The sequence below is a fragment of the Azospirillum terrae genome, from assembly GCF_053470425.1.
Genome location: NZ_JBPXMR010000007.1, coordinates 62,715 through 84,556 on the forward strand (window position 1 = coordinate 62,715; position 21,842 = coordinate 84,556).

Consider the following 21,842-nt stretch of genomic DNA (forward strand, 5'->3'; position numbering starts at 1 on the left):
CGATACAAAAGAAAGTGCTTTGCCAAATGCATTGTCAAGCATCAATAGCGTTAATGGGCTTGAATTAATATTTGAGGCATCAGTTGCGCATGATTGTCTGTGATAATTCCGGTGTTTCCGCAACGGATGCGGGGTCATGGCGCCTGTTGCTTGCGTATTGTTTCGAATTTCGATGCAACAGGCAACATGGCGATGATGTCGCTTGGCGATCGTCGACCCGATCCACCGGTATTGGCCCGACCTGCAATCTCAAGCCCCTGTTCGGCTGGCTCCTTGGCAAAGCCGCTGTTGCAGGCCGGCCATGCCTTATCTGCAATCCAGGGCTACGGCCTCGCGCTTGTCAGAGCTTCAGAAGCATACATATTGTAAGCATGCTTATTGACCGATTGACCGCCGATGCCCCAGCCATTCCAACCTACTCTCGGCTTCCTGCTGCACGACGCCGCGCGCCTGCTGCGCAAGCGTTTTGAGCAGCGAGCCCGCCATCTCGGCCTTACCCGCTCTCAATGGCAGGTGCTGGCCTATCTCGCGACCTGCCAGGGAATCCATCAGGGCGGCCTCGCCGAGCTGCTGGATATCGAGCCGATCACACTGGTCCGCCTCCTCGACAAGCTGGAGGCCATCGGACTGATCGAGCGGCGCCCGCACCCGACCGACCGCCGCATCCGGCTCCTCCACCTCACCGAGGCGGCACACCCGCTGCTGGGGTCCATGCGGACGCTTGGCGAGATCACACGCGCCGAAGCGCTCGACGGCGTGTCGCCGGCCGACCGCGAGGCGCTTTTCCGAGCGCTCACCGCCATGAAGTCCAACCTGATCGAGGCGTGCGAGCGCCCGATCGAAGAGCAGAGTTCCTCCCATGGCTGACGGAAGCATGGTAACGGAACGCGTCGCTCCGCCCGACGGCGGTGCGGCCGCCGCGCCGACAAAGGCCGGCCTTGCGAAGCGCCGCTGGCTGCGCCCCGTGCTGTTTGCGTTTCTGCCGCTCGCCTTGGTGGCTGGCGGCTACGAATACGTGAACGGCGGGCAGATCATGTCCACCGAGAACGCCTATGTGCAGGCCGACATGGTCGGCGTCGCCACCGACGTGTCCGGCATCGTCACCGAAATCGCGGTCCATGAGAACCAAGCCGTGCGGGCCGGCGATGTCCTCTTCCGGCTCGACGATCTGCCGTTCCGGCTGTCCCTGGAACGCGCCGAGGCGCAGATCGGCATCGTGCGCAACGAACTGGCCGCGCTTCAGGCGAGCTATCGCGACATGCAGGCGCAGATCACCCAGGCGCAGGCCGACCTTGCCTTCTACACCGCCGATCTGGAGCGGCAGAAGCAGCTCGCCACCAGCAACTTCGCCTCGCGCGCCACTTACGACCAGTCGCGGCACAACGTCGAGGTGGCGCAGCAGAAGCTGGCGTCGCTGAGCCAGCAACTCGCCGGGATCGCCGCCAACCTCAATAGCCAGCCGGACGATCCGGTGGAACGACACCCGCGTTACCGCGACGCCGTTGCGGCTCGCGACGAGGTTGCCCGCCAGCTCTCGCACACCGTCGTGCGGGCGCCGATGGCCGGCGTGGTGACCAAGGTGCCGTCGCTCCAGGTCGGCCAGTACCTACCGGAGGCGACGGCGGCGTTCAGTCTGGTCGCCACCAAACACGCCTGGATCGAGGCCTTGCCGAAGGAGACCGAACTCACCTATGTGCGGCCCGGCCAGCCGGTGACGGTCACCGTGGACACCTATCCCGGCGTCGAATGGAGCGGGACCGTGGACAGCATCAGCCCGGCCTCGGGCGCCAGTTTCTCGCTGCTGCCGGCGCAGAACACCTCGGGCAACTGGGTGAAGGTGGTGCAGCGAATCCCCATGCGCGTCCGCATCGACACGCCCGACGGCAAGCCGCCGCTGCGCGTCGGCATGAGCGTCACCGTGGACGTGGACACCGGGCACGCCCGCGGCCTGCCCGAGTTCGCCGCCGCCCTGTTCGGCACCGCGCACGCCCAAAGCCACGATTATAAGCCATGAGCGGCGCCGAGACCGTTCCCGTTGCCAACCGAGGCGCCATCACCGCCTGCGTGATCCTCGCGGTCATCATGCAGGCGCTGGACACCACCATCGCCAATGTGGCGCTGCCCTACATCCAGGGCAGTGTCTCGGCCAGCGCCGACCAGATCAACTGGGTGCTGACTTCCTACATCGTGGCGGCGGCGATCATGACGCCGCCCACCGGCTATCTGGCGACCCGCTTCGGCCGCAAGCGGGTGCTGAACGTCTCCATCGCCGGGTTCGTCATCGCGTCGGTGCTGTGCGGGTTGGCGCAGTCGCTGGTGCAGATCGTGCTGTTCCGACTGTTGCAGGGCTTCTTCGGCGCCGCGCTGGTGCCGCTGTCGCAGGCCATCCTGCTGGACATCTACACGCCGGAGGAGCGCGGCTCGGCCATGGCGTTGTTCGGCGTGTCGGTGATGGTGGGCCCGGTGCTCGGCCCGGTGATCGGCGGCTGGCTCACCGATCACGCGAGCTGGCGCTGGGTGTTCTACATCAACGTGCCGATCGGCGCGCTGGCGTTTGCCGGTGTCACCGCCTTCGTGTCGGAAAGCCGGCGGGAGGCGACGGCGAAGCTCGACTGGCTGGGCTTCGGCCTGCTCAGCGTGGGCATCGGCGCCCTGCAGCTCTTCCTCGACCGCGGCGAGCAGCTCGACTGGTTCTCCTCGGGCGAGATCCAGGTCGAGGCGCTGGTGGCGGCCTCGGCCTTCTACCTGTTCCTGGTGCACACCTTTACCGCCAGGGATCCCTTCGTGAAGCCGGGCTTGTTCCTCGACCGCAACTTCGCGGTGGGCATGCTCTTCATCTTCGTCGTCGGCATCACCTATCTCGCCTCGCTAGCGCTGATGACGCCCTACCTGCAGACGCTGATGGGCTATCCGGTGGTGACGGCGGGGCTGGTCATGGGGCCGCGCGGCCTGGGCACCATGCTCTGCATGTTCCTGGTCGGCAAGCTGATCGGCCGGGTGGACATCCGCTGGCTGCTGTCGGCGGGGCTGGCGATCACCGGCTGGGCCATGTACGACATGACCGGCTGGACGCCCGACGTCTCGCAATGGACCATCATCCGGGTCGGCTTCGTTCAGGGAGCCGGGCTGGGCTTCCTCTTCGTCCCGCTGACCACGGTGACCTTCTCCACCCTGGCTCCGGAGAAGCGGGGCGACGGGACCGGGCTGTACAATCTGTCGCGCAACATCGGCTCGGCCGTCGGCATCTCCATCGTCACCGCCCTGCTGACGCGGAACATCCAGGCCAACCACGCCGACATCGCCGCCCACGTGACCCCGTTCAACCGTCTGTTCGAGGCCCCGGCGGTCGAGCGCATGCTCAACCCGCTGACCGCCGCCGGCCGTGCCGCACTGGACGGGCTCATCACCCAGCAGGCCACGATCATCAGCTACATCGACGACTTCAAGCTGCTGATGATCCTGTCGCTCGCGGTGATGCCGATGGTGCTGCTGTTGCGCAAGCCTGCGCGGCCCGCCGCGGCCGACCACAGCGTGGCGGTCGAATGAAAGCCGGACATCAGGGAAAGACGATGAGCGCGACGGGGCGTGGAGCGCAATGGGCGGGGATGCTCGCCGTGTCCGGCGTCCTGGTCGCCGGGCTGGAGTGGGCACGCCTGCCGGCGGCCTTCCTGCTCGGCACGATGGTCGCCGGCATCATCTTCGGCATCGGCGGGGCCACCGTGCGGGTGCCGCGACCGGCGTTCCTGGGCTCGCAGGCGATCGTCGGCTGCCTGGTCGCCCATTCGGTCACGGCCTCGATTCTCCTGTCCGTGGCCGAGAACTGGGCGTCGATGCTGGCGGTCGTGCTGACCACCGTCCTGGCCAGCGCACTCGTCGGTTGGCTGATGGTGCGCTTCGGCAGCATGCCGGGATCGACGGCGGCATGGGGATCGTCGCCAGGAGCAGCCGCAGCCATGGTGGCGATGTCCGAGGAGTTCGGCGCCGATCCCCGGCTGGTCGCCTGCATGCAGTACTTCCGCGTGGTGCTGGTGGTGTTCACGGCGTCGGTGATGTCGCGGCTGCTGCTCGGCGGGCATCTGCTCGGCCCGGAACCGCCGCCGGCGCCGCCTGTGAGCGGATTGACGTGGAGCGTGGCCGCAACGTTGATGGTCGCGGCGGGCGGTGCGTGGTGCGGCGTCCGGCTGCGCATTCCTTCCGGCGCCCTGCTGGCGCCGATGATCCTCGGTGCCGCATTGCACGCCTTGGGCGCGGCCGACCTCGCGCTGCCCGCATGGCTGTTGGACATGGCATACGGGACGCTCGGCTGGTACATTGGTCTGCGCTTCACGCCGGAGGTAATCCGGCATGCGGTCCGTGCCATTCCCCAGATGCTGGGGGCCACGCTGGCGATCATCGGACTGTGCGGGCTGTGCGCGTGGGGGCTCATGGTGCTTCTGGGCACCGATCCGCTGACCGCCTATCTGGCGACCAGCCCCGGAGGGCTTGACGCCGTTGCGATCATCGCGAATGGCAGCGGGGCCAACGTGTCCTTCGTTCTGGCGCTCCAGACTTTACGGCTCTTTGTGGTTATTCTCACCGGTCCGCCGGTCGCCAAGCTGATCACACGTTTCGCGTGATCCCGGCCGACGGCGAGGATGTTCCATCGGTTGCAGCACGGCGCAAACCCGTCCCGCTCTCGGGCGAGCAGCAGATCGAAGCCGCAAAATATTCTTCCAAACAGGCTCTGAGCGGCAGGCGCAAAAGGGGTACCGACTCAAAAGGGATAACGGGAGTGCGGGCACTCATTACATCAGGGGCTATTGATAAAGCTTGAGCCGGAGTTTAAAGCCCATGATCGTCGATGCTCGCAGCCTGCCAAATGGGGCCGCGCTCGACGCGGACATCTGCATTGTCGGTGCCGGGGCCGCCGGCCTCACGATTGCCCGTTCCATGATTGGCACGCCCTGGAAGGTGGCGCTCCTGGAAAGCGGTGGCTTTGACGTCGACGGCCGGACACAGATGTTGTACGCGGGAGCGAATGTCGGCCTGCCCTACGAACGCCTGTCGACGGCGCGAAGCCGCTACTTCGGCGGGAGCACCAATTGCTGGGGTGGGTTCTGCCGCCCTTTCGACCCCATCGACTTGGAAGCGCGTCCCTGGGTGCCGCACAGCGGCTGGCCATTCGGGATCGAGGAACTGACGCCGTATTATGATCGTGCGCACGCCGTCCTCGGGCTTGGGCACACCGCCTATACCCACCCGTATTGGGAACAGCACCTGCGGCCCGAGGGCATCGGCCTTCTTCCCGTGGACGACGACGACGTGGAAAACCGGATCGCGCAAATCTGCCGGCAACCCCGCATGAGCATCTCCTCGGACCGCCTCATCAAGGATGCCGCCAACGTCACCTGCTACCTCAACGCGAACGTTCTGGAGTTTCAGACGAACGATGTGGCGGCCGTGGTGCAACGTGTGCAATGCGCGACATTGAGCGGCACGCGGTTCTCGGTGGACGCCCGGCTTTTCGTGCTGTGCTGCGGCGGGATCGAGAACGCCCGCCTGTTGCTGCTGTCGAACAAAGTCCAATCGGCCGGCCTCGGCAATGAGCACGACCTCGTGGGCCGCTACTTCACCGACCATCCCCGGATCAAGTCCACGGCCATACGGCTGAGCGACCAGAAACACCATCGGCGCCTGTACGACATGACGCTGGCGCTGTCGCGACGCCGAATGAACATTGCCCACCTGCCCATAACCGCGGCCATGTCGCCGACCAGCGCGGCGCAGCGCAAACTGGGGCTGGTAAATTCGCGAACCTATCTGGTTGCCCAGTACCACGGCGAGGCGTCCGACGGCTTCCGGGCGTTGCATGATGTGCGGATGCTCCTGTCGAACCGGCGGAAGTTCGGCACCACCGACGGCAACACCGCGGCGGTGCTGCGCGAGGCGCTGCCGCGCATAGCCACACACCTGCCCAATCTGGCCTATGCCCTGTTCGACAACCTTGCCAACCCCGAGTGGGTGGCGCGGACATTCGTCTTGGAAACCATCATGGAACCGCTGCCGAACCCGGACAGCCGGGTCACGCTGGGCACCGAACGGGACGAACTCGGCCTCAACCAATCGCATGTCGATTGGCGCTTGACCGCGCAGGACCGCGAGAACTATCTGCGGACCCATGATCTCATTCACTCCGCGCTGGCGCGACGCGGCCTGATCGTTCCAGCAGCATCCCCGGTGGATGCGGCGGACGCTTGGCCCGAGCGCATCGCCTGGTGCTGGCACCACATGGGCACGACCCGTATGCATGAGGATCCGAAGCAGGGTGTCGTCGATGCGCGCTGCCGGGTCCATGGCATCCACAACCTCTACATCGGCGGAAGTTCGACGTTTCCGACAATGGGCAGCGATCACCCAACCATCAACCTTGTGGCGCTCGCGCTACGCCTGTCCGACGAACTCGCCGCCCGAATGGCGCAAGACAGCGTTTCCATCGATACCGAAAAGCAGCAAGCGGCCTGATCCCTTTTCTCCAAGGTCCTTGTCCGACACCTGGCGGCAACACCTGACGACAGCCGCCGCACCCGACCACCCCAAACCCATGGGGAAACACACGCATGGCCGCCACGTTCGAAGAAACGTTTTTTTCAGGATGCTCCGTTTATGGTGATGACTTCGATGCGGATCGCATTGCGGATTGGTATGGAATAGAAAAGCGCGGTTCGCATGATTTTTTCACGCGGTCAGCACCAGAGCGCGCCGACGATGAATACGAATACAATGCCCTGAACGCCCAATGCGCTTACAGATACTTGAGGGGCATGCGATTTCGGCAATGCTTGGCCTTTGGTTGCGCAGGCGGCGACGACGTGGCGCCACTCGCGAAGCAAGTCGAGCATTTTTTGGCGATCGAGCCAATTCAGCGTTATTGGAGGACCGATATCGGGGGAACTTCGGCCACCTATCGAATGCCGACGTTGGGAGGACACATCGACTGCGCAGACGGGGCGAGTGATCTTACCGTCTGCCTCCACACACTGCATCATATCCCCAATGCCACGGCTCTTCTCACCGAGTTCGCCCGGGTGACGGCCCCCGGAGGTGTGTTTATCCTCCGCGAACCGATCAGCACGATGGGAGATTGGCGCCGGCCGCGTCCAGGACTGACAGCAAACGAGCGCGGCTTCCCGATCCCTTGGCTGGAACAACGGTTTGATAAGCTCGGCTTCCGTATCCGGCACAAAACCTATTGCTCATTCCCGCTGACGGAAAGTCTCTCGCGCATTTTAAGGATGAAAAGCCCGTACAACAGCCCAATCATGGTCCAGGCAGACCGCATCGCCTGTGCGCTGACTGGATGGAATATCTCTTACCACAGGAACTCGTTGCGAAAGAAACTAGCCCCGAGAGCTGTGTACTACGTGCTGGAGCGTTTATAGCAACGGAACCCTGCCGCGACGAGCTCAGTAAGGGCTGCGCACTTCCCGCTCGATGCGGGTCAGCAGCTCGACGAAGAACGGGACCTCGTCCTGCCTGAGCTTGCCGTGCCGTTTCAGGTATTCCGCCACCGGACGACCGCTTTCGCGGCCGACGAGCACACCGTCCCGCAGCACCATCGACTCACGGACCAGCCCCGCCGCGGTCTCGTGGCAGCCTCCGCATTTGTCCTTGAACCGCGGATCCGCGGTCGCCTGCGCGAGCAGCATGTCGTAGAGCGGTTTTACCCTCGCTGCTGGGACGCCATGGTTCTGAAGGAAGAGCATCAGGTCATCGCGGTGATGGCGCCCCAGAAGCTTTCCGTCTTCGACGCTCAGAGCGCGGCGGGCAAAAGCCCCGGCGTGGCCGTGGCAGTCTTCACATCGTTGTTCCCAAAACCAGTGCAGGTCAAAGGTATCCGCGTCAGCGAAGCCGGGAGAGACGATCATGAGCGTGAGCGCCCAACCGGCAATCAGCCATGTCCACATGACTCACCCCCGTCTTTGCGTTTCAGGCGCGTGACTGCATGCTCCACCCCAGGGGAGCCGGTGAGAAGCGTGTTTGCCACAAGTGAGCCATGAGAACGGCGCGGAGGCGCGTCTCGCAGACCGGGCTGAAGCTCGCCAGAGGCGCCTGGGCCGGCGACCGCCCGCGCGACCGCATGTCCGGCGACGTGCCGGAGCCCGAGGTGCCGGTGGCCCCGGTGGCCGGCACCTCGGTGCGCCAGGGCATCCCGGCCAAGGTCGAGCGCATGGCGGCAGTGGTGTAGCCGGTGCTTCCCGTGAGTGGTAGGCTCGCCCAGCACCGGACATCGCCACTCACGGAGACAGCATGCCGCGCCCGTTCTTCGCCTTGATGGCAGCGATTGTCCTTGCCCTGGCGCCAGCTGGTGGGAGCGCCGCCGAACCGGTCACCGGCCATACCCTGCTGGCCGGCAAACAGGTTCCCCTGCCGGCGGGAGAGTGGATTCTCGCCGGCCGCGGCGGAATCACCCCGTTCGAGAGCGTGGTCCTGATGAAGCTTGCCGGACGCGAGGTCCAAGCCTTCGTCATCGCCACGACGAACACGCAGCCGGGAACCGCCGGTTGGGGCCTGACGCGGGACTGCGCGCGACCGGACGCCGCTTTCACGGCACTTGATTATGCCTCAGCGGTGGACGGAGCTTGCCGGTTCGTGGACCGCGTCGCCACCAACGCCGGCCCCGGCGCGGCGCCGGCCTGGATTGCTGCGACGGATTTGGCGCAGCGGCAGGGCTGGACGCTGCCAGCACAGTGGCTGATGGCGGGGGTGCGCCTGACCGACCGGCGGGACGTGATCGACATCCGCTACCACTTCGCCGACGGCAGACCGGACGCCGCCGCCACCTGGACCACTCAGGCCCTATCGGCCGCCGAACGCGGGCTGCATGGCCGGCTGGGTACCGGCCACGTCCTTGCCATGCCCGATCCCGCGTCTGCTGCACCGGCCAGGGCTGCGGCGCAGGCGTCGCCGCCGCCCGCCGCCGGTGGGGCTGATTGGGGCGTCAGCCTTATGAAGACGATCAGCTGGCGCGCGGTCGGTACCGTCGGCGACCTTGCCGTAGCCTATCTGTTCACCGGCGACCCGGTTCTGTCCGGCGGACTCGCGGCAACCGGCGCGGTGGTCAACAGCATCCTGTATTTCGGGCATGAACTGATGTGGGACCAGTCCGGCGAGCGCCCGCCCCTGCTGGAGTTTGCCGGCCCGCGGGCGACCGGCGCTTCCGCCGGCCAATCAGCGGCTCCGCCGCGTTCATGATCCGCGGCCTCACGGGGCCCCGAGGCAAGCGCCGCTGTGCCGCCGAGGGCGGAGGGGCGGCGCTTGACACTTAAGTTAGTACATTCTAATTTAGTGTTCATGAATGCATCTGATCTCGCCTCCAACTGCCGCTCAGCCGCGGCCCTGCTGAAGTCCATGGCGAACGAGCATCGCCTCGCCATCCTCTGCCGGCTGGCGACCGGTGAGCGTTCGGTCGGCGAGTTGATCGCCGATGTCGGCTTGAGCCAGTCGGCGCTCTCCCAGCACCTCGCCCGGCTGCGGGCCGAGGGGCTGGTGAAGACGCGCCGGGCGTCGCAGCAGATCTTCTATTCGCTGGCCAGCGCGGAAGCGGCGCAGGTCATGGAGACGCTGCACGGCATCTACTGCGTGGAACCCGCTCCGCCACGCCCCATCCCCGTCCCTGAGGAGGTTTCCCCATGACCATCGACCGCGTGGTGATGGCCTTCGCCGGCACCATGGTGCTGGCGAGCCTCGCCCTCTCCCAGTTCCACGATCCGCGCTGGCTGTGGCTGGCCGCCTTCGTCGGCGCCAACCTGTTCCAAGCTGCCTTCACCGGCTTCTGCCCCCTGGCGATCGCCCTCAAGCGACTCGGCGTCCGGCCAGGCCAAGCCTTCGCCTGACCTTCGGAGATCCACCATGCACAAGAACTGGCCGCAGATGGCGAGCGAGCTGACCGGAGCCGTGCGCGAGCTGCGCGGCGGCGCGCCCGAGGTGATGAAGGGCTTCTCCGCCATCGCCCAGGCGGCGCTGAAGGCGAACGCGCTGGACACCAAGACCAAGGAGCTGATCGCGCTGGCCATCGGCGTGGCGACGCGCTGCGACGGCTGCATCGCCTTCCACGCCGAGGCCGCCGTGAAGCAGGGCGCCACGCGCGAGGAGGTGCTGGAGACCATGGGCATGGCGGTCTACATGGGCGCCGGCCCATCGGTGATGTACGCCGCGCAGGCGCTCGAAGCCTTCGACCAGTTCGAGACCCAGCGCCAGCCTGCCTGATCCCGCATAGCCTGAGCCCGCACGGAAGGAACACCCGCCGCATGAACGCCCCCATCCCCGCCGCCCTCGCCGGGCTGGCGTTGCTGCTCGCTGCCCAGGTCCCCGCCGCCGCGCAGGACCCGGCCGCCCTCCAGGCCGAGGGCGCCGCACTGATCAAGGAGTACGCCGACACCCTTGGCGCCGCGCTCAAGGGCGCCATCGACCGCGACGGTCCGGCCGGCGCCATCGGCGTTTGCCACGAGGCGGCGCCGCGCATCGCCGCGGAGATCGGCTCCCGGAGCGGCTGGACCATCCGCCGCACCAGCCTGAAGGCGCGCAATCCCACCGCCCAGCCGTCCTCCTACGAACGGACGGCGCTGGAGGAGTTCCAGTCGCGGCTTGCCGGCGGCAGCGACATCGCCACGCTGACCCGCGCGGAGACGGTGGAGGAGAACGGCGGAAAGGTTTTCCACCTGATAAAGGCGATCCCAACCGGCGAACTGTGCCTGACCTGCCACGGCACCACGCTGAAGCCCGAGGTCAAGGCGAAGCTCGACGAACTCTACCCCGGCGACACCGCGACCGGCTTCAAGGCCGGCGACATGCGCGGCGCCTTTTCCTTCTCCAAGCGGCTGTAGTCCGGCGCGCCCCTCTCCCGCCCTGGAGAGGGGCGCTCTTCACCTCACCCCGCCATCATTGGCGGTTCCGCGTGCTGATCCTGCAGGCGGCTGACCCCCAGCAACTTGAGCACGTAGCGTTCGTAGCCCGGCTCGCTGACGCCGCGGCGGACCTTGCGCAGGAAGTAGCGCTCGAAGCCTATCTTGGCCATGTGCACCCATTTGCCCTGCGCCGACCAGTTAAGGTTGCGCGGCGGGATCTGCGGCATGGCGATGAAGATGACGCCGGTGTCGCCGAAATCCGCCAGACACAGCGCATTCCAGGTCGCCTCCTCCACCGGCTCGCGTCCGGCGAGCAGGGCGGCGACGTTGTGCGCGGTGGCGGTCACCATGGACTCGATCATGTAGCCGGTCTTCGGCACCCCCACCGGCACGGGCGTCTTCTCCACCGGCGGGATGGCGATGCACACGCCGACGCCGAAGACGTTGCGGTGGGTCGGGTTGCGCTGGCGCTTGTCGGTCAGTACGAAGCCGCGCGGGTTGACCAACCCGTCCACCCCTTGCAGTGCCTTGATGCCGCGGAAGGCCGGCAGCATCATCGTCAGGCGCGAGGGGACGGCGTGCTTCGCCTTCTCCTGCCCGTCTTCGTCAACCTCGGTGACCTGCACCGCGTCCGGGTCGAAGCGCTCGACGCGGGCGTTGGTGATCCACTTGATGTGCCGTTCGCGCATCGCCGATTCGAGCAGCCCCTTGGTGTCGCCCACCCCGCCCAGGCCATGGTGGCCGATGTAAGGTTCCGACGTGACGAAGGTGATCGGCACCTTGTGGCGGATCTTGCGGCGGCGCAGGTCGGCGTCGGCGATCATGGCGAACTCGTAAGCCGGGCCGTAGCAGGACGCCCCCTGGACCGCCCCCACCACGATGGGGCCGGGATCGCGGCAGAACTCCTCCCACCGCTCGGCCGCCCGCACCGCGTGGTCCACGTGGCAGATCGAGACGGTGTTGGCGTCCGGGCCGAACCCCTCGATCTCATCGAAGGCCAGTTCGGGGCCGGTGGCGATGATGAGCTGGTCGTAAGTAAGGCGGCTGCCGTCGCCCAGCTCCAGCGCGTTCTCCTGCGGCATGACGCGCGTGCAGCCCTCGGTGCGGAACGCGATGCCGCGCTTGCGGAACGGCTCGGCCAGCGGAACGGTGATGTCCTTGCGCGCGCGCCAGCCGACCGCCACCCAGGGATTGGACGGCACGAAATGAAAGCTGTCGGTGTTCGAGACGACCGTCAGCCGGTCGTCCGGACCAAGCCGGTCCTTCATCTCGTAAGCCATGGGGATGCCCCCGATGCCGGCGCCGAGAACCACGATGTGAGCCATGGGCGTTTCCCCTCGCTTGTTCGGGCCGCCCCGCTTCGCCGGAGCACCTTGCCCGTTATATTCGTTGACACTAAATTAGATTTTGCTAACCTGAGAGTCAACGATCATCCTTCGCTCACCAGCGAGCCTGCCTCCAATGCGCCTGACACCCCATTTTCTGCTGCTGGCCGCCACGCTTCTGGCGCCCACGGCACCTCTCGCCCAGACCGCCGGCGACCGCCTCACCATCACGGCGCATCCCACGGAGGACCTGAAGGCTGTCTTCGCCACGGTGGAGAGCGTGCATGAAACCCGCGCGCGCGCCCGGATCGCCGGCACCGTGGCCGACCTGCGCATCACCGAGGGCGACCGGGTGGCCGCCGGACAGGTGATCGCCACGGTCCGCGATCCCAAGCTGCCGTTGCAGCGCGCCGCGCTCGACGCCCGCATCCAGTCGCTGGACGCCCAGCAACGCCAGGCCGAGGCCGAGCTGACCCGCGCCCGCGCCCTGCGCGCCAGCGGCACCGGCACGCAGCAGCGCCTGGACGACGCGCAAACCGCACTGGACGTGGTGCGTGCCCAGGCCGCCGCCATGAAGGCGGAGCGCGCCGTCATCGAGCAGCAGTTGCAGGAGGGCGAGGTGCTGTCCCCCACCGGCGGGCGCGTGCTGCGTGTGGAGGTCATCGGCGGCGCGGTGGTGATGCCGGGCGAACCGGTTGCCACGCTGGCGATGGACACCTACGTGCTGCGCCTGCGCCTGCCGGAGCGGCACGCCCGCTTCATCCGCGTCAGCGACCCGGTGATGGTCGGCGGCCGCGGCCTCGCCACGGCGCCGGAACCCGCGGAGCTGCGCCGCGGCCACGTCACGCAGGTCTATCCGGAGATGGCCGGCGGCCAAGTGGTCGCCGATGCCGAGGTCGCGGGCCTGGGCGACTTCTTCGTCGGCGAGCGGGTACGCGTCTACGTGGCGACCGGCACGCGCGACGCCATCATCATTCCGCCCGACTATGTCGCCCGCCGCCTGGGCGCCGACTTCGTGCGCTTGGCCGACGGCACCGAGGCGCCGGTGCAGGTCGGCGGCGTGGTGCCGGCGCTCGCCGGGCGTGGCGGCGGGCTGGAGATCCTGTCCGGCCTCCGGCCCGGCGAGGCCATCGTCAGGCCGGAGCCGGCACGATGACCCCCGACGCCCCTCTCGGCCTGTCCGGGCACCTGACGCGGACCTTCATCCGCTCTCCCCTGACGCCGCTGCTGCTGCTCGCCTCGCTCGTCCTCGGCATGGTGGCCCTGATCAGCCTGCCGCGCGAGGAGGAACCGCAGATCAGCGTGCCCATGGTGGACATCCACGTGCGTGCCGACGGGCTGAAGGCCGACGACGCGGTGGAGCTGGTCACCAAGCCGCTGGAGGCGATCGTCAAGGGCATCGACGGCGTCGAGCACACCTATAGCCAGACCCAGGACGACGGCGCCGTGGTCACCGCCCGCTTCCGCGTCGGCACCCCGTCGGACGAGGCGATCCTGCGCGTTCACGAGAAGGTGCGCGCCAACCTCAACCGCATCCCGCTGGGCATTCCCGAGCCGCTGATCGTCGGCCGCGGCATCAACGACGTGGCGATCCTGACGCTGACCCTGGCGCCGAAGCCGGACGCCGCGGCGCGCTGGGACGACACCGCGCTGCGCAGCGTCGCCGACGACCTGCTGTCCGAACTGGTCAAGGTGGAGGACGTCGGCCTCACCTATCTCTCCGGCGGCCGCCCCGACCAGATCCGCGTCGAGCCAGACCCGGAGCGCCTGGCCCTCTACGGCGTGACGCTCAACCAGCTCGTGGACAAGGTGAAGAACGCCAACCGCTCCTTCGAGGTCGGCGCGCTGCGGGCACAGGGCGGCAGTCTGCCCGTGGTCGCCGGGCAGACCTTCCAGGGCGTGGCTGACATCGGCCTGCTGCTGATCACCACCCAGGACGGCCGGCCCGTCTACGTCAAGGACGTGGCGAGCATCGTCGCTGGCGCGCGGCCGGACGAGAGCCGCGCCTGGCAGATCGTCCCGGACGGCCCAGAAAAGACGGGCGGCGGGTTGACCCGGCTCCCCGCGGTCACCATCGCGGTCGCCAAGCGGGCCGGCGCCAACGCTGTGACCATATCCGAGCGCGTGCTGGAGCGCGTGCACGCCATCCAAGAGACGTCGCTGCCCAAGGACCTGACGCTCACCGTCACCCGCAACTACGGCGAGACGGCGGAGGACAAAGCGAACGAGCTGCTGTTCCATCTCGGCCTCGCCACGCTGTCCATCGTGGTTCTGATCGTGCTCGCCATCGGTTGGCGCGAGGGCGCGGTGACGCTGGTCGTCATCCCGACGACGATCCTGCTGACGATGTTCGCGTCCTGGCTGATGGGCTACACCATCAACCGCGTCAGCCTGTTCGCGCTGATCTTCTCCATCGGCATCCTGGTGGACGACGCCATCGTCGTGGTCGAGAACATCGACCGCCACTGGGCCATGAAGGACGGCCGTTCGAAGATCCAGGCGGCCATAGAGGCGGTGGCGGAGGTCGGCAACCCGACCATCGTCGCCACGCTGACGGTGATCGCCGCGCTGCTGCCGATGATGTTCGTCTCCGGCCTGATGGGCCCGTACATGAGCCCGATCCCGGCCAACGCCTCCGCCGCCATGATCTTCAGCTTCTTCGTCGCCATGGTGCTGACGCCCTGGCTGATGGTGAAGCTGCGCCCCGGCGCCGCACCGGCGCACGATGAAGGACAGGGCGGCGGGCATCATGGCGGCGGATTGCTGGGCGCCCTTTACCGCCGCGTCGCGGCACCCATCGTGTCGAACCGCCGGCGCGCCTGGAGCTTCCTGCTGGCCGTCGGCATCGCCACGCTGCTCTCCACGGTGCTGTTCTACAGCAAGGACGTGACCGTCAAGCTGCTGCCCTTCGACAACAAGTCGGAGCTTCAGGTGGTGGTGGACCTGCCGCAGGGCGCGTCGGTCGAGGACACCGGCCGCACGCTGCTGATGGCCGCCGAAGCGCTGCGCAGCCTGCCGGAGCTGGCGAGCGTGCAGGCCTACGCCGGGACATCCGCCCCCTTCAACTTCAACGGGCTGGTGCGCCACTATTATCTCCGCGCCCGGCCGGAGCAGGGCGACCTCCAGGTCAACCTCGCGCCCAAATCCGCCCGCAGCCGCGCCAGCCACGCCATCGCCCTGGACATCCGCGAGCGGCTGAAGGCGGTGCCGGTTCCCCCCGGCACGTCGGTCAAGGTGGTCGAGGTGCCGCCCGGTCCGCCGGTGCTGTCCACCCTGCTGGCGGAGGTCTACGGCCCGAACGCAGAAACGCGCCGCAAAGCCGCCGGACTGGTCGAGCAGGCGTTCGGCCAAGTCGATTTCGTGGTGGACGTGGACGACAGCTTCCGCCGCCCGGCCGAACGGCTGCGCGTCGCGCTCGACCGCGAGAGCCTGGAGTTCCACGGCGTCGAGGAACAGGCGGTCTACGACACGCTGCAGGCGCTGATGAACGGCGTTCCGGTCGGCTATTCGCACCGGGGCGCCGGCCGCGCCCCCATCGAGATCGCCGTGCGCCTGCCGGCCTCCGCCCTGCACCTGTCCGAGCGCATCCTGGCGACGCCCGTGCCCGGTAAACGCGGCACGGTCGAGTTGGGCGACCTCGTCACCCTGACGCGCGAGCCGGCGTCGTTCCCCGTCTTCCGCCACAACGGCCGCTTCGCCGAGATGGTCATGGCCGAACTGGCCGGCCGCTACGAGGCGCCGGTCTACGGCATGCTGGCGGTGAACGAGCGCCTGTCCGCCATCGACTGGAAGGCCGCGGGCCTCGGTGCGCCGCCCACCGTGCTTCTGCACGGCCAGCCCGACGACGAGAGCCGGCCCAGCCTGCTGTGGGACGGCGAGTGGGAGATCACCTGGGTCACCTTCCGCGACATGGGCGCGGCGTTCGCGGTGGCGATCCTCGGCATCTACCTGCTGGTGGTGGCGCAGTTCGGCAGCTTCAAGCTGCCGCTGGTGGTGCTGGTGCCGGTGCCGCTGACGCTGATCGGCATCCTGCTCGGACACTGGATGTTCGGCGCAGCCTTCACCGCCACCTCGATGATCGGCTTCATCGCCCTGGCGGGCATTATTGTGCGCAACTCCATCCTGCTGGTGGACTTCATCCGCCACCTGCACGGGCGCGGGATGCCGCTGCGCGACGCGGTGCTGGAGGCAGGATCCATCCGCTTCAAGCCGATCCTGCTGACCGCGGTGGCGGCGATGATCGGCGCCGCCTTCATTCTGACCGACCCGATTTTCCAGGGACTCGCCATCTCCATGCTGTTCGGGCTGCTCAGCTCGACGCTGCTGACGGTGCTGGTGATCCCGGCGATCTACGTCGTGCTGCGCAGCGATCCGCCTGCCGCGCCGCTCCACGCAGAGCCACCGCCGGTGCGTCGCATGCGCGTCCCGGACCCGCAGCCGGCCGAACCATGAAGGGAACCGACCATGAAGAGCCTTCTGAATTTCCTGGGACTCAGCCGAAAGGAAAACGCCATGAGCGAGCAGATCAGGACCGTCGATGCTGCCACCGTCATGGCGTGGCTGAAGGAGGGCTCGGCGACCATCGTGGACGTCCGCGAGCCGAACGAGCACCGCGCCGCGCACATTCCCGGCGCCCTGCTGAACCCGCTCTCCGCCTTCGACCCGCGGCGCGTGCCGGTCGAGCCGGGCAAGCATCTGATCTTCCACTGCCAGAGCGGCCGCCGCTGCGGTCCGGCGGCCGCGAAGATGGTGGAGAGCGGCTTCACCGGTGAGATCAACCGGCTGAGCGGCGGCATGGGCGCTTGGATGGCGGCCTCTGGCCCAGTGGAGCGCTGACGAGAGCGCCATGCCGATGCCGCCGCGATGGCCGGGATGACGCCCCGCAGGCGAATCGAATGGGGCATGCCTATGGCCGCAGCGTCCCCTTCCAAAGGATCTGCGGGCGGCTGGGAGGCGGCTGGGAGCAGTCGGCCTTGGGGCACCCGCAGGCGGGGAACAGGCACTGGTCGCCGTTCACGTCGGTCGCATCCACCGCCATCTGATAGCGGGTGCCGCGCATCAGCGCTGCGCCCTTGAGGCTGCAACGCTCGTATTGCTCCACCATGCTGCGGAGCTTCACCAGCAAACCGCGTTGGGCTTCGATGTCCGCGCTCATGCCTTCCTCCACCGCTCCTGGCTGAAGGGAGGTCGTAGCGGACCCGCGCGGGCTCCAGTGCGCAGCCGACGTAAAGCCCTGCCCAAGAGAGATAAGCCGGCTAGCCGGCCAGCGCGGTCTTCACCAGCAGGGCGACGCTGTCCAAGCTGTCCCGGCCATCGAGCTTCCTGGCGATCGCCTCGATGTCGGCCGGCGGCAGAACCTTGCGGACGCTCTGGACAACGCGGCCGACGTTGCGCTGCGCCAGACGGACCTTGTCGCCAAGTTCGGTCAGCGCCTGATAGGCCTCACGGCGCGCGGCACCGTCCATCCCCGTGCTGGTCTGCGCGGCGTGTTCCGACGCCTTGGTCAGGGCTTTGCTGGCGGTCAGGTACGTGGTGATGGCGTCGGACAGGAGGCGGCTCGCCTGGATGCACGGGTCGATGGTCATGGGCTGAAAGCAACTCTGGTTGTCCGCGCGGATCGAGGGGCCGTCCGCGCTCGGGGCGGCGGAAATAGCACCCTTGGGCACTCTAGCACGACAACAAAAAAAGGGCACCTGCCCCTCAATCCGGGCGCCCCTCGATCCGGCGGGACCGCCGGCCCGCTTCCGGGGTGCGGAAGGCGCGGTAGCCGGCGTCGATAGCGTCGATGATGCCCTGGCCGTGCTCCAGCAGATAACTCCGCAACTGCGCGTGCACGGGCAGCAGCGGCAGGCTGCGGCGGTGGGCGACGTACCAGGACCGCATCAGCGGCAGCCCCTCCACGGTCAGTTCCCGCAGCAGGCCCAGCCCCAGTTCCAATCCAACGGTGTGGCGGGAGATCAGTGCCACGCCGATACCCGCCATGACCGCCTGCTTGATCGTCTCGTTGCTGCTGGAGGTCATGACCACGCGGGGTGCAAAGCCGCTCTCCTGGAAGAACCCGGCCATCAGCGCCCGCGTCCCCGCCCCTTCCTCGCGGGCAATGAAGTCGCTGCCGGCAAGATCCGCAAGGCGCAGCGCGCCGGCATCGGCCAGCGGGTGCGTGGGCGCGCAGACGATGATGCTGGGATGCCGGGCGAAGGGTTCGGCCACAATTTCCGCCTCGTCGAGCGGGCGGCCCATGATGGCGAGGTCCACCTCCCCGTTGGCCACCATCGCGTTCACCTCACGCCGGTTGCCGTCCTGGAGGTGGATCGACACGCCCGGCCGCTCGGCTTGGAAGCGGGACACCATGTGGGGAGCGATGTATTTGGCGGTACTCACCAAGCCGATGGCGACGTTGCCACCGGTTACCCCCTTCAGCGCTTCCATGCGCCGGTCGGCGTCGTCGAGCGCCTGAAGGATGGTGGTCGCGTGCTCCAGCAGGTCGCGGCCGGCCTCGGTCAGCACGACGCGGCGCCCCACCCGCTCGAACAATGGGAAGCCGCAGTGTCCCTCTACTTGCTTGATTTGAAAGGAAACCGCGCCGGGCGTCAGGCCGAACCGCTCCGCCACGCGGGCAAAGGAGAGCGTGCGCGCGGCGGCGGCGAAGATCTGCAACTGGCGGAGCGTCGCGTGCTGGATCGTCATCGGTTGGGCAATACGCTAGGGATTCCTATTCATAATGCCAAGTGTATTTGAATTTTCCTCAATAGTACACACTGCTAGCGTTCCATCCGGACAACGAACAATCGGCTCCGGTGAGGTGACGACCATGAATTACGTCGCAGGCAAGCAACCGACCGACCTGAAGGCCCGGTACAAGCCCGGCGTCCTGAAGTACCGGCAGATGGGCTATTGGGAGCCCGACTACGAGCCGAAGGACACCGACGTGCTCGCCGTCTTCCGCATCACGCCGCAGGATGGCGTCGATCCCGAGGAAGCCGCGGCCGCCGTGGCCGGCGAAAGCTCGACCGCCACTTGGACCGTGGTGTGGACCGACCGCCTGACCAACTGCGAGAAGTACCGGGCGAAGGCCTACCGCGTCGATCCGGTGCCGGGCGCGCCGGACCAGTACTTCGCCTACATCGCCTATGAACTCGACCTGTTCGAGGAGGGCTCGATCGCCAACCTCACCGCATCCATCATCGGCAACGTCTTCGGCTTCAAGCCTCTCCGGGCGCTGCGGCTGGAGGACATGCGGATTCCCGTCGCCTACCTGAAGACGTTCCAGGGACCGGCGACCGGCATCGTGGTCGAGCGCGAGCGCCTGAACAATTTCGGCCGCCCCCTGCTCGGCGCCACCATGAAGCCGAAGCTGGGTCTGTCCGGCCGCAACTACGGGCGCGTGGTGTACGAGGCGCTGCGCGGCGGGCTCGACTTCACCAAGGACGACGAGAACATCAACTCGCAGCCCTTCATGCACTGGCGCGACCGCTTCCTCTACTGCATGGAAGGCGTGAACCGCGCCATGGCGGAGACCGGAGAGGTCAAGGGCACCTACCTGAACGTCACCGCCGCCACCATGGAGGACATGTACGAGCGCGCCGAGTTCGCCAAGGAATTGGGCAGCGTCATTGTCATGATCGATCTGGTGATCGGCTACACGGCCATCCAGTCCATGGCCAAGTGGGCGCGCCGCAACGACATGATCCTGCACCTGCACCGCGCCGGACATTCGACCTACACGCGGCAGAAGAACCACGGTGTGTCGTTCCGGGTGATCGCCAAGTGGATGCGCATGGCGGGTGTGGACCACATCCACGCGGGCACCGTGGTCGGCAAGCTGGAGGGCGACCCCAACGTCATCCGCGGCATCTACGACACCTGCCGCGAGACGCACGTGCCGCAGAACCTCCAGCACGGGGTGTTCTTCGACCAGCCCTGGGCGAGCCTCAACCGCATGATGCCGGTGGCCTCCGGTGGCATCCACGCCGGGCAGATGCACCAGTTGCTCACCTATCTCGGCGAGGACGTGGTGTTGCAGTTCGGCGGCGGCACCATCGGCCACCCCGACGGCATCCAAGCGGGCGCCACCGCCAACCGCGTGGCGCTGGAAGTGATGGTCAAGGCCCGCAACGAGGGCCGCGACATCTGGACCGAGGGGCCGGAGATCCTGCGCGACGCTGCGCGCTGGTGTGCCCCGTTGCGGGCGGCGCTGGACACCTGGAAGGACGTCACCTTCGACTACGCGTCCACCGACAGCGTCGACTACGTCCCCACCCCCACCATGGTCATGTGAGGAGAAGACCTCATGCGTTTGACCCAAGGCCAATTCTCCTTCCTGCCCGACCTGACGGACGAGGAGATCACCAAGCAGGTGCAATACGCCCTCGACCAGGGCTGGGCGGTGGCGGTGGAGTTCACCGACGACCCGCACCCGCGCAACAGCTATTGGAGCATGTGGGGCATCCCGATGTTCGACCTCCGGGACGCCAAGGGCGTGATGATGGAGATCGACGCCTGCCGCCGGGACCATCCCGACCAGTACGTCAAGATGCTGGCCTTCGACAGCTCGGAGGGGTTCGAGACGGTGCGCATGTCCTTCCTCGTTAACCGCCCAGCCGAGGAACCCGGCTTCGAGCTGGTGCGCTCGGAGGGGCCGGGCCGGCGCATCGGCTACATGCTGCGCAGCTACGCCACCGGCCGTCCGCAGGGGCGGCGCTACGACACGGGGGCCGCATGACCGGCGCGGCGGAAACCTTGGAACGGCCGCAGACGGCCCCGCAGACCGTGAACCTTGACGCGCTGTACTGCGACGCCGGCATCGGCACGATGCTGGCGGAGATGGACGGCGAGCTGGTCGGGCTGACCCCGGTGAAAACCCGCATCCGTGAGATCGCGGCACTGCTGCTGGTCGAGCGGGCGCGGCGGTCACTGGGCCTGAAGGCGGAGCCGCCGTCCTTGCACATGTGCTTCACCGGCAACCCCGGCACCGGCAAGACCACGGTCGCCCGGCGCATGGCCGGCATCCTTCACGGCCTGGGCTACATCCGGCGCAACCATGTGGTCGGCGTCACCCGCGACGATCTGGTCGGCCAGTACATCGGCCACACCGCCCCGAAGACCAAGGAGGTGCTGAAGCGGGCCATGGGCGGTGTGCTGTTCATCGACGAGGCCTACTACCTCTACCGGCCGGAGAACGAGCGCGACTACGGCCAGGAGGCCATCGAGATCCTTTTGCAGGTGATGGAGGACAACCGCGACGACCTTGTGGTGATCCTCGCCGGCTACAAGGACCGCATGGACACTTTCTTCAAGTCCAACCCCGGCATGGCCTCGCGCATCGCCCACCATGTGGATTTCCCCGACTACGAGGCCGGCGAGCTGCTGGAGATCGCCCGGCTGATGGTGGACGGCATGAGCTATCGCCTCGCCCCGGACGCCGAGCGCGCGCTCAGCGAGTACATCACCCGCCGGATGGCGCAGCCGCGCTTCGCCAACGCGCGCTCGATCCGCAACGCGCTCGACCGCGCCCGCCTGCGCCAAGCCAACCGGCTGTTCGCGGCGCGCGAGCGGGCGGTGGACGCGGACACGCTGTCCACCATCGCCGAAGAGGACATCCGCAACAGCCGAGTCTTCACACAATAAGAACATG

The 21,842-nt window shown here is 67.3% G+C and carries 23 protein-coding genes; 18 read left to right on the forward strand and 5 right to left on the reverse strand.

What is annotated here, in order from left to right:
- The first annotated feature begins 396 nt into the window (after positions 1–396).
- The 6 genes from ACSVDD_RS18930 (at position 397) to ACSVDD_RS18955 (ending at position 7,418) form a co-directional block, all read left to right on the forward strand.
- Positions 397–867 (forward strand): MarR family winged helix-turn-helix transcriptional regulator, encoded by a 471-nt coding sequence (locus ACSVDD_RS18930; RefSeq protein ID WP_448190942.1) that lies wholly within the window; start codon positions 397–399, stop codon positions 865–867.
- Positions 860–2,014 (forward strand): HlyD family secretion protein, encoded by a 1,155-nt coding sequence (locus tag ACSVDD_RS18935; protein ID WP_448190943.1) that lies wholly within the window; start codon positions 860–862, stop codon positions 2,012–2,014. Before ACSVDD_RS18930 ends, ACSVDD_RS18935 begins: the two co-directional genes overlap by 8 nt.
- On the forward strand, positions 2,011–3,546 hold the full coding sequence (locus tag ACSVDD_RS18940; RefSeq protein WP_448190944.1) for a DHA2 family efflux MFS transporter permease subunit: 1,536 nt from the start codon (positions 2,011–2,013) through the stop codon (positions 3,544–3,546). The genes ACSVDD_RS18935 and ACSVDD_RS18940 overlap by 4 nt, the downstream gene beginning before the upstream one ends.
- 23 nt (positions 3,547–3,569) lie before the next feature.
- Positions 3,570–4,616 (forward strand): AbrB family protein, encoded by a 1,047-nt coding sequence (locus tag ACSVDD_RS18945; RefSeq protein WP_448190945.1) that lies wholly within the window; start codon positions 3,570–3,572, stop codon positions 4,614–4,616.
- A gap of 214 nt (positions 4,617–4,830) precedes the next feature.
- A complete protein-coding gene (locus ACSVDD_RS18950; protein WP_448190946.1) occupies positions 4,831–6,501 on the forward strand; it encodes a GMC oxidoreductase in 1,671 nt (556 codons plus the stop codon).
- Positions 6,502–6,596: 95 nt separating this feature from the next.
- Positions 6,597–7,418, forward strand: coding sequence for a class I SAM-dependent methyltransferase (locus ACSVDD_RS18955; RefSeq protein ID WP_448190947.1), 822 nt, complete (start codon positions 6,597–6,599; stop codon positions 7,416–7,418).
- Between the two features lie 24 nt (positions 7,419–7,442).
- Here the strand turns inward: ACSVDD_RS18955 and ACSVDD_RS18960 are convergent, their stop codons facing one another.
- Complete coding sequence (locus tag ACSVDD_RS18960) at positions 7,443–7,943, reverse strand: hypothetical protein (protein WP_448190948.1); 501 nt, start codon at positions 7,941–7,943, stop codon at positions 7,443–7,445.
- 89 nt (positions 7,944–8,032) lie between these two features.
- Here ACSVDD_RS18960 and ACSVDD_RS18965 point away from each other — a divergent pair, with 89 nt between their 5' ends.
- The 6 genes from ACSVDD_RS18965 to ACSVDD_RS18990 all read left to right on the forward strand — a co-directional run bounded on the left by ACSVDD_RS18965 (position 8,033) and on the right by ACSVDD_RS18990 (position 10,862).
- Positions 8,033–8,224: a hypothetical protein gene (locus ACSVDD_RS18965; protein WP_448190949.1), complete on the forward strand. Its 192-nt coding sequence runs from the start codon at positions 8,033–8,035 to the stop codon at positions 8,222–8,224.
- Between the two features lie 62 nt (positions 8,225–8,286).
- Positions 8,287–9,231: a DUF2061 domain-containing protein gene (locus ACSVDD_RS18970; protein ID WP_448190950.1), complete on the forward strand. Its 945-nt coding sequence runs from the start codon at positions 8,287–8,289 to the stop codon at positions 9,229–9,231.
- Between the two features lie 99 nt (positions 9,232–9,330).
- Positions 9,331–9,672 (forward strand): ArsR/SmtB family transcription factor, encoded by a 342-nt coding sequence (locus ACSVDD_RS18975; RefSeq protein WP_448190951.1) that lies wholly within the window; start codon positions 9,331–9,333, stop codon positions 9,670–9,672.
- The gene (locus ACSVDD_RS18980) at positions 9,669–9,872 is read left to right on the forward strand and encodes a YgaP family membrane protein (RefSeq protein WP_448190952.1); all 204 of its coding nucleotides are present in this window, start codon (positions 9,669–9,671) and stop codon (positions 9,870–9,872) included. The genes ACSVDD_RS18975 and ACSVDD_RS18980 overlap by 4 nt, the downstream gene beginning before the upstream one ends.
- A 16-nt stretch (positions 9,873–9,888) precedes the next feature.
- A complete protein-coding gene (locus tag ACSVDD_RS18985) occupies positions 9,889–10,245 on the forward strand; it encodes a carboxymuconolactone decarboxylase family protein (protein WP_448190953.1) in 357 nt (118 codons plus the stop codon).
- 41 nt (positions 10,246–10,286) lie between these two features.
- Positions 10,287–10,862: a Tll0287-like domain-containing protein gene (locus ACSVDD_RS18990; protein ID WP_448190954.1), complete on the forward strand. Its 576-nt coding sequence runs from the start codon at positions 10,287–10,289 to the stop codon at positions 10,860–10,862.
- Between the two features lie 44 nt (positions 10,863–10,906).
- Here the strand turns inward: ACSVDD_RS18990 and ACSVDD_RS18995 are convergent, their stop codons facing one another.
- Positions 10,907–12,208: an NAD(P)/FAD-dependent oxidoreductase gene (locus tag ACSVDD_RS18995; protein WP_448190955.1), complete on the reverse strand. Its 1,302-nt coding sequence runs from the start codon at positions 12,206–12,208 to the stop codon at positions 10,907–10,909.
- A gap of 136 nt (positions 12,209–12,344) precedes the next feature.
- Here ACSVDD_RS18995 and ACSVDD_RS19000 point away from each other — a divergent pair, with 136 nt between their 5' ends.
- From ACSVDD_RS19000 to ACSVDD_RS19010, 3 genes are read left to right on the forward strand one after another with little or no spacing between them, the layout of a single operon-like run.
- Positions 12,345–13,364 carry an efflux RND transporter periplasmic adaptor subunit gene (locus ACSVDD_RS19000; RefSeq protein ID WP_448190956.1) on the forward strand — a complete coding sequence of 340 codons (1,020 nt, stop codon included), beginning with the start codon at positions 12,345–12,347 and terminating at the stop codon, positions 13,362–13,364.
- A complete protein-coding gene (locus ACSVDD_RS19005; RefSeq protein ID WP_448190957.1) occupies positions 13,361–16,660 on the forward strand; it encodes an efflux RND transporter permease subunit in 3,300 nt (1,099 codons plus the stop codon). Before ACSVDD_RS19000 ends, ACSVDD_RS19005 begins: the two co-directional genes overlap by 4 nt.
- A 60-nt stretch (positions 16,661–16,720) precedes the next feature.
- Positions 16,721–17,044 (forward strand): rhodanese-like domain-containing protein, encoded by a 324-nt coding sequence (locus ACSVDD_RS19010; protein ID WP_448190958.1) that lies wholly within the window; start codon positions 16,721–16,723, stop codon positions 17,042–17,044.
- A 70-nt stretch (positions 17,045–17,114) separates the two neighbouring features.
- Here the strand turns inward: ACSVDD_RS19010 and ACSVDD_RS19015 are convergent, their stop codons facing one another.
- The 3 genes from ACSVDD_RS19015 to ACSVDD_RS19025 form a co-directional block, all read right to left on the reverse strand.
- Positions 17,115–17,363 carry a hypothetical protein gene (locus ACSVDD_RS19015; protein WP_448190959.1) on the reverse strand — a complete coding sequence of 83 codons (249 nt, stop codon included), beginning with the start codon at positions 17,361–17,363 and terminating at the stop codon, positions 17,115–17,117.
- A gap of 100 nt (positions 17,364–17,463) precedes the next feature.
- A complete protein-coding gene (locus ACSVDD_RS19020; protein WP_448190960.1) occupies positions 17,464–17,793 on the reverse strand; it encodes a hypothetical protein in 330 nt (109 codons plus the stop codon).
- 115 nt (positions 17,794–17,908) lie between these two features.
- Positions 17,909–18,895, reverse strand: a complete 987-nt coding sequence (locus ACSVDD_RS19025; RefSeq protein ID WP_448190961.1) for a LysR family transcriptional regulator — start codon at positions 18,893–18,895, stop codon at positions 17,909–17,911.
- Between the two features lie 124 nt (positions 18,896–19,019).
- Here ACSVDD_RS19025 and ACSVDD_RS19030 point away from each other — a divergent pair, with 124 nt between their 5' ends.
- Genes ACSVDD_RS19030 through cbbX form a run of 3 tightly spaced genes read left to right on the forward strand, consistent with a single transcriptional unit; the run spans position 19,020 to position 21,835 of the window.
- Positions 19,020–20,486 carry a form I ribulose bisphosphate carboxylase large subunit gene (locus ACSVDD_RS19030; protein WP_448190962.1) on the forward strand — a complete coding sequence of 489 codons (1,467 nt, stop codon included), beginning with the start codon at positions 19,020–19,022 and terminating at the stop codon, positions 20,484–20,486.
- 12 nt (positions 20,487–20,498) lie between these two features.
- Positions 20,499–20,930 carry a ribulose bisphosphate carboxylase small subunit gene (locus ACSVDD_RS19035; RefSeq protein WP_448190963.1) on the forward strand — a complete coding sequence of 144 codons (432 nt, stop codon included), beginning with the start codon at positions 20,499–20,501 and terminating at the stop codon, positions 20,928–20,930.
- Positions 20,927–21,835, forward strand: coding sequence for a CbbX protein (gene cbbX / locus ACSVDD_RS19040; RefSeq protein ID WP_448190964.1), 909 nt, complete (start codon positions 20,927–20,929; stop codon positions 21,833–21,835). Before ACSVDD_RS19035 ends, cbbX begins: the two co-directional genes overlap by 4 nt.
- The last annotated feature ends 7 nt before the right edge of the window (positions 21,836–21,842 follow it).

Excerpts from the sequence above, each read along its gene's own strand:
- ACSVDD_RS18965 (WP_448190949.1), top strand. The coding sequence starts at position 8,033 with ATGAGAACGGCGCGGAGGCGCGTCTCGCAGACCGGGCTGAAGCTCGCC.
- ACSVDD_RS18995 (WP_448190955.1), bottom strand. The coding sequence starts at position 12,208 with ATGGCTCACATCGTGGTTCTCGGCGCCGGCATCGGGGGCATCCCCATG.
- ACSVDD_RS18955 (WP_448190947.1), top strand. The coding sequence starts at position 6,597 with ATGGCCGCCACGTTCGAAGAAACGTTTTTTTCAGGATGCTCCGTTTAT.
- ACSVDD_RS19030 (WP_448190962.1), top strand. The coding sequence starts at position 19,020 with ATGAATTACGTCGCAGGCAAGCAACCGACCGACCTGAAGGCCCGGTAC.
- ACSVDD_RS18935 (WP_448190943.1), top strand. The coding sequence starts at position 860 with ATGGCTGACGGAAGCATGGTAACGGAACGCGTCGCTCCGCCCGACGGC.
- ACSVDD_RS18990 (WP_448190954.1), top strand. The coding sequence starts at position 10,287 with ATGAACGCCCCCATCCCCGCCGCCCTCGCCGGGCTGGCGTTGCTGCTC.
- ACSVDD_RS18980 (WP_448190952.1), top strand. The coding sequence starts at position 9,669 with ATGACCATCGACCGCGTGGTGATGGCCTTCGCCGGCACCATGGTGCTG.
- ACSVDD_RS18985 (WP_448190953.1), top strand. The coding sequence starts at position 9,889 with ATGCACAAGAACTGGCCGCAGATGGCGAGCGAGCTGACCGGAGCCGTG.
- ACSVDD_RS18970 (WP_448190950.1), top strand. The coding sequence starts at position 8,287 with ATGCCGCGCCCGTTCTTCGCCTTGATGGCAGCGATTGTCCTTGCCCTG.
- cbbX (WP_448190964.1), top strand. The coding sequence starts at position 20,927 with ATGACCGGCGCGGCGGAAACCTTGGAACGGCCGCAGACGGCCCCGCAG.
- ACSVDD_RS18940 (WP_448190944.1), top strand. The coding sequence starts at position 2,011 with ATGAGCGGCGCCGAGACCGTTCCCGTTGCCAACCGAGGCGCCATCACC.
- ACSVDD_RS19015 (WP_448190959.1), bottom strand. The coding sequence starts at position 17,363 with ATGAGCGCGGACATCGAAGCCCAACGCGGTTTGCTGGTGAAGCTCCGC.
- ACSVDD_RS18945 (WP_448190945.1), top strand. The coding sequence starts at position 3,570 with ATGAGCGCGACGGGGCGTGGAGCGCAATGGGCGGGGATGCTCGCCGTG.
- ACSVDD_RS19010 (WP_448190958.1), top strand. The coding sequence starts at position 16,721 with ATGAGCGAGCAGATCAGGACCGTCGATGCTGCCACCGTCATGGCGTGG.
- ACSVDD_RS19035 (WP_448190963.1), top strand. The coding sequence starts at position 20,499 with ATGCGTTTGACCCAAGGCCAATTCTCCTTCCTGCCCGACCTGACGGAC.
- ACSVDD_RS18950 (WP_448190946.1), top strand. The coding sequence starts at position 4,831 with ATGATCGTCGATGCTCGCAGCCTGCCAAATGGGGCCGCGCTCGACGCG.
- ACSVDD_RS19005 (WP_448190957.1), top strand. The coding sequence starts at position 13,361 with ATGACCCCCGACGCCCCTCTCGGCCTGTCCGGGCACCTGACGCGGACC.
- ACSVDD_RS18975 (WP_448190951.1), top strand. The coding sequence starts at position 9,331 with ATGAATGCATCTGATCTCGCCTCCAACTGCCGCTCAGCCGCGGCCCTG.
- ACSVDD_RS19000 (WP_448190956.1), top strand. The coding sequence starts at position 12,345 with ATGCGCCTGACACCCCATTTTCTGCTGCTGGCCGCCACGCTTCTGGCG.
- ACSVDD_RS18960 (WP_448190948.1), bottom strand. The coding sequence starts at position 7,943 with ATGTGGACATGGCTGATTGCCGGTTGGGCGCTCACGCTCATGATCGTC.
- ACSVDD_RS19025 (WP_448190961.1), bottom strand. The coding sequence starts at position 18,895 with ATGACGATCCAGCACGCGACGCTCCGCCAGTTGCAGATCTTCGCCGCC.
- ACSVDD_RS18930 (WP_448190942.1), top strand. The coding sequence starts at position 397 with ATGCCCCAGCCATTCCAACCTACTCTCGGCTTCCTGCTGCACGACGCC.
- ACSVDD_RS19020 (WP_448190960.1), bottom strand. The coding sequence starts at position 17,793 with ATGACCATCGACCCGTGCATCCAGGCGAGCCGCCTCCTGTCCGACGCC.